Source organism: Pseudomonas sp. AGC41 (genome assembly GCF_057334555.1).
The window spans coordinates 53,302-58,462 of sequence record NZ_JBHFJB010000117.1 but is presented as its reverse complement, the minus strand read 5'-3'; the positions used below and the strand labels follow the sequence as shown (position 1 = coordinate 58,462).

The 5,161-nt window shown below is 59.7% G+C and carries 5 protein-coding genes; 3 read left to right on the top strand and 2 right to left on the bottom strand.

All coding sequences use genetic code 11. The features are described 5' to 3' along the window. Positions 1–158 precede the first annotated feature (158 nt). Complete coding sequence (locus tag ACE04F_RS20450; RefSeq protein WP_305498250.1) at positions 159–827, bottom strand: polysaccharide lyase family 7 protein; 669 nt, start codon at positions 825–827, stop codon at positions 159–161. Between the two features lie 306 nt (positions 828–1,133). Continuing rightward, positions 1,134–1,802, bottom strand: a complete 669-nt coding sequence (locus ACE04F_RS20445) for a polysaccharide lyase family 7 protein (RefSeq protein ID WP_486109502.1) — start codon at positions 1,800–1,802, stop codon at positions 1,134–1,136. A 323-nt stretch (positions 1,803–2,125) separates the two neighbouring features. Between ACE04F_RS20445 and ACE04F_RS20440 the strand changes: the two genes are divergently transcribed. From ACE04F_RS20440 to ACE04F_RS20430, 3 genes are read left to right on the top strand one after another with little or no spacing between them, the layout of a single operon-like run. After that, the gene (locus tag ACE04F_RS20440; protein ID WP_486109500.1) at positions 2,126–4,249 is read left to right on the top strand and encodes a putative bifunctional diguanylate cyclase/phosphodiesterase; all 2,124 of its coding nucleotides are present in this window, start codon (positions 2,126–2,128) and stop codon (positions 4,247–4,249) included. A 41-nt stretch (positions 4,250–4,290) separates the two neighbouring features. Beyond that, positions 4,291–4,794, top strand: coding sequence for a YgjP-like metallopeptidase domain-containing protein (locus ACE04F_RS20435; protein ID WP_486109498.1), 504 nt, complete (start codon positions 4,291–4,293; stop codon positions 4,792–4,794). A 4-nt stretch (positions 4,795–4,798) separates the two neighbouring features. After that, the gene (locus ACE04F_RS20430; protein WP_486109496.1) at positions 4,799–5,095 is read left to right on the top strand and encodes a winged helix-turn-helix domain-containing protein; all 297 of its coding nucleotides are present in this window, start codon (positions 4,799–4,801) and stop codon (positions 5,093–5,095) included. Positions 5,096–5,161: the final 66 nt, after the last annotated feature.

Below are 5,161 nucleotides of genomic sequence, written 5' to 3'. Positions count from 1 at the left end.
TCCGTGGCGAGCGAGCTTGCTCCCGCTCGGGGGCGCAGCCGCCGCAAACCGGTGTATGCGCCAGGTCTGACAAAAGATGGGGCCGCTTCGCAGCCTAGCGCGAGCAAGCTCCCTCGCCACGGGGCGTAAATTCCTACGAGTTTTTAGGACGTGAAACTTCAGGTGTTGTGATCGATGTCCAACTTGCTGAACGTCACCTTGCCGCCTTCGCTGGTATAGCCACTGTTGTCCTGGACATACACCCCGGCCTTGAAATACAACGGTTTGACCCGCCAGGCGGCGCCGACCGTGGTGTACCAGCTATTACCGGCGGCGGTGATGCCCAGGTCGCCGGTGCGATCGAGGTGGATCCGATAAGAAAAGGCCCGGTCAAGCTTCACGCCTGTCGCCACGGTGATAACCCGGCTTTTGCTGTCATCGGGGCGCATGCGCACCTTGGCGACGATGTTGCCGGTATTTGTGGCGTCCTTGAACTGGTATTCCAACTTCACCATCGGCTTGTTGCTGTCCTTGGCATGGATCTGACCAATGACAATCTTGCCGCTGCTGGGGACCTGATTGACCACCAATGTCGCGCGTAATTGATTGTCAGCCTCTGGGTACAGCCAGTTGCGCAGGGTGCCGTCTCTGTAGGTTTCGCGTAGTTCGCTGCGCGGGTAGATCGCGTTTTCGGTCTTGGTGCCGGTCACCGGCGACCAGAAATACACCGTGCTGCCTTCGGAGTTGAAGTATTTGTCCCTGAATCCATCCACCAGTCGCGGGGTTTCGATGGTTTTCGGCGGGCTGCCTTCGGGGATGCTCAGGTTCCAGGTTGCAAGGTCGACCATGTTCGGATCCTTTCTGAGAAGAAGAAATGATTTACGCCACAGCCGGAGGCTCTAAGACGCGCTTTCTGCGGACACCGGGCTAGAGTGCGGACAAACATTTGGCACGTTCGTACGGCGGAGGTTTGGCGTCAGCAGTCCGTCAGAGTAGGGATTGGCGATTTTGTGCCGCAGATAACTGACCGTTGGTCGGTAGCGTCAAAATTTTATTGAACGATGGCTTTTTGGTGGTGCCTTGCGACGTTGGTCGAAGGGGAGCGAGTCGGCGGCGGGCTAGCAGCGATCCATGCTGCTGCTCAAGGGGAGAACTCAGAGGTTGTGATCGATATCCAGCAGGCTGAACGTGGCTTTTGCACCTTCAGTGACGTAACCAGCGTTGTCCTGCACGTAGACGCCAGCCTTGAAATACAGAGGCTTGGTGCTCCAGGTGTTGCTGATGGTGCCGCTCCACTGATAGCCAGCGCCGTTGATGGTCAAGAGGCCTGCACGGTTGAGGTGGATCAGGTACGAAAACGGCTGGTTGAGCTTGATGCCCGTGGCAATGGTGATGACCTGGCCCGTGGCGTCGTCGGGACGCATGCGCACCTTGGCGACGATGTTGCCGGTGGAGCTGTAGGTCTTGTACTGGTATTCCAGCTTCACCATGGGGCTGGTGCTGTCCTTGGTGTGGATCTGGCCAATCACCAGCTTGCCGGTGCTGGGCACCTGGCCGACGGTCAAGGTGGCGGCCAGCTTGTTATCCGCAGCCGGGTACAACCAGTTGCGCAACGTGCCGTCGCTGTTGGTTTCGCGCAGCTCGCTACGAGGGTAAATGGCGTTGGCCGTCGTGGCGCCCGTGACGGGGACCCAGAAAAACACGGTGCCGGTTTCCGAGTTGAAATACTGGTTCTTGAAGCCTTGTACCAGTTGCGAAGTTTCGATGGTCGCCGGTGGTGCGCCTTCGGGAATGCTCAGGTTCCAGGTTGCGAGATCGATCATGTCGAGGTCCTGCGTATCGGAATATAAAAGGGGTGTGCGCCGTGTCGGGTGGCTTAAACCGCCCTTTGAAGCGTCTCGAAACGCTGGATAGGGCTTTTTCTGTTGACCGTTCGGCGGATGTTTGACGTCAATTGATCGTCGCAGGTGTCGTTGCAGTTTCTGTGCCTGAGCAGGGTGACCGTTAGTCGGCTATTTCGGGCTTTGTCTGGATGATGGCGTCATGACACCTACTGCTTTTCAAAATCCCGGTCTAGAGTGAGATCACTGTATGTTGTCCGTTTTCCCACGTAGGACGGACATGGCGTCCCGATAAGAGAAGCAGCATGGAATGCGCGCAACCCCCGTTTGGCGAAGATAGCTCTGTCCTTTTGATTGTTGATGACTACCCTGAAAACCTGCTCAGCATGCGAGCGCTGTTGCAGCGTCAGGATTGGCAGGTCATGACCGCGTCCTCGGGTGTCGAGGCCCTCAACCTGCTGCTTGAACACGACATCGACCTGGTGCTGCTGGATGTGCAGATGCCGGACATGGACGGCTTCGAAGTGGCGCGGCTGATGCGCGGCAGCCAGCGCACGCGGCTCACGCCGATCATTTTCCTGACCGCCAACGAACAGTCCCAGGACGCGGTGATCAAGGGCTATGCCAGCGGCGCAGTGGATTACCTGTTCAAGCCGTTCGACCCGCAGATTCTCAAGCCAAAGGTCCATGCGCTGCTCGAGCACCAGCGCAATCGCCGGGCCTTGCAGCGCTTGAGTCAAGATCTGGAGGCAGCCAGGGCCTTTAATGCCTCGGTGCTGGATAACGCCGCCGAAGGCATCCTGGTGGTGGATGAAGGCGGTTTCATCCGTTTTGCCAACCCTTCGACGTGCCGCTTGCTCAACGCCACTGCGGACCGACTGCAAGGGATGCCGTTCCTGGATTACCTGCAGAAACCGCATATTCCCGAGTGGATCGATTCGGATATCCATGCTGCCTATCGACGTGGCGAAACCTGGCGCTTGCACGATGCCGTGCTGCGCACCGCGCCCGGCCAGCAAGTTTCGGTGGCCTTGTCCTGTGCGCCGTTGCCTTCGGAGCAGAAGGCTATGGTGGTGACGCTTCAGGACATGTCAGTGGTTCGCCACTTGCACCAGCAACTCGAGTTCCAGGCCGTCACTGATCCTCTGACCGGTTTGCTCAACCGCAGGGGGTTCTATCAGACCGCGGAAAACCTGCTGATGCGCAGCGAACGGCTGGAAAGCAACTGGGTGCTGTTGTACCTGGACCTCGATGGCTTCAAGCGAGTCAATGACTCACTGGGCCACGATGCCGGTGACCGGGTGTTGCGCTGGGTGTCGGAACAACTGAAGGCCTGCCTGCGCCCGTTCGACATCCTCGCGCGGCTGGGCGGTGACGAGTTCACCGCGCTGTTGGACCTTGAGGTGCCCGAGCAGGCGGCGAAGATTGCGGAAAAACTCATTGAGCGCGTTTCGGTCTGCCAGCAGATCGACGGTATGGACGTGGTGCTGGGCGCCAGTATCGGCATCGCCACGTATCCAGACTGCGGCTCCAACCTCGACGGGTTGCTCCGCGCGTCCGACATCGCTATGTACGAGGCCAAGCGTGCCGGCCGGCAGCAGTATCGTTTCTACGACCACGAAATGAACGGTCGAGCCCGTTCACGGCTGATGCTTGAGGAGAGCGTACGTTCGGCGATTGAAAACCGCGACTTCAATATGGTCTATCAACCACAGGTCAGTATCCTCGACGGAAGGACCCGAGGGTTCGAGGCGCTGCTGCGTTGGCAGCACCCCAGCGTCGGGGATGTACCGCCGGGCTTGTTCCTGCCGTTGCTGGAGGAAGCTCGGTTGATCAGTCGGCTGGGCAGCTGGATCTATCATCGCAGTGCGTCCCAGCGCAAAGTCTGGGAGCGGATGTTTCCCGACGACCTGGTATTGGGCGTGAGCCTGAGCAGTACCCAGTTCGGCATGCCTAACCTGGTGACCGAGTTGCGCCAGGTCCTGGACCGCCATGCGTTGAAACCGCGGCAGCTGGAGGTCGAGATCACCGAGGATGCGCTGATGCGCAATCCCGACGAAACCCATAAGCAACTACGCCTGCTGCGTCACCTGGGCGTGCGGGTGGCGCTGGACGACTTCGGTTCGGGGCCTTGCTCGCTGGCGCATCTGCGCGATCTTGAACTCGACACGCTCAAGCTTGATCGGCACTTGATTGCCCGCTTGCCGGACTCGCCCAGGGACGCCGCGCTGGCCGCCTCGGTGATCGAGCTGTGCAAGCAATTGGGCTTGCGAGTGATCGCCGAGGGGGTCGAGACGCCGCAGCAATATCATTGGCTCAAGGCCCATGGCTGTGAATATGTGCAAGGCTTCCTCGTGGCGCGGCCCTTGATGGCCGAGGACACCGATGCCTTCGCCCGGCCATTCGACTGGAGCGCGGTGCCGGCCTGAATTCGCTACACTGGCGACCTCCAGTGACTGTGTTGCCGTCGATGACCGTTCTCAAATACCTCCAGGCGTACCCCGCCGCGCTGCAAACCCAGGTGCAGCAACTGATTGCCGAGGATCGGCTGGGCGATTACCTGCAACAACGCTATCCCGGCCGCCATCCGATCCAGAGCGACAAGGCGTTGTACGGCTATGCGCTGGATCTCAAGCAGCGCTATCTGCGTAACGCGCCAGCCATCGACAAAGTGCTGTTCGACAATCGTCTCGACCTGACCCATCGCGCGCTTGGGCTGCATACGGCGGTGTCGCGGGTGCAGGGTGGCAAGCTCAAGGCCAAGAAAGAAATCCGCATCGCTTCGTTGTTCAAGGACGCGGCACTCCAGTTCCTGGAAATGATCGTGGTGCACGAGTTGGCCCACTTCAAGGGGTCGGACCACAACAAGGCCTTCTACCAGCTGTGTGAACATATGCTGCCGGGCTATCACCAACTGGAATTCGACCTGCGGGTGTACCTGACCTGGCGGGATCTGCAACAAGACAAGGGATGAGCGAATGGACGTCAGCAAGACCAAGAGCAGCTTCTATCGTCGACTGTACGTGGCTTACCTGATCGACAGCGGCCTGGCCAACAACATTCCCGCGCTCACCGAAGTTACCGGCATGCCTCGGCGCACAGCCCAGGATACCGTCGTGGCGCTGGCGGACCTGGACATCCTCTGTGAATTCGAGCAGCAGGAGGGCGCGCGCAACCACGCCGGGCGGTACCGGATTCGCGATTGGGGGGCGATTGATCGACGGTGGATCGAGCAGAATCTGCAGCGGATCAAGGCGGTGCTTGAGTACCCCTGAGCGTTGAGGGTGGCTGGGCTGGCGCCTTCGCGAGCAGGCTCGCTCCCACCGAGGCCTGTTATGAAC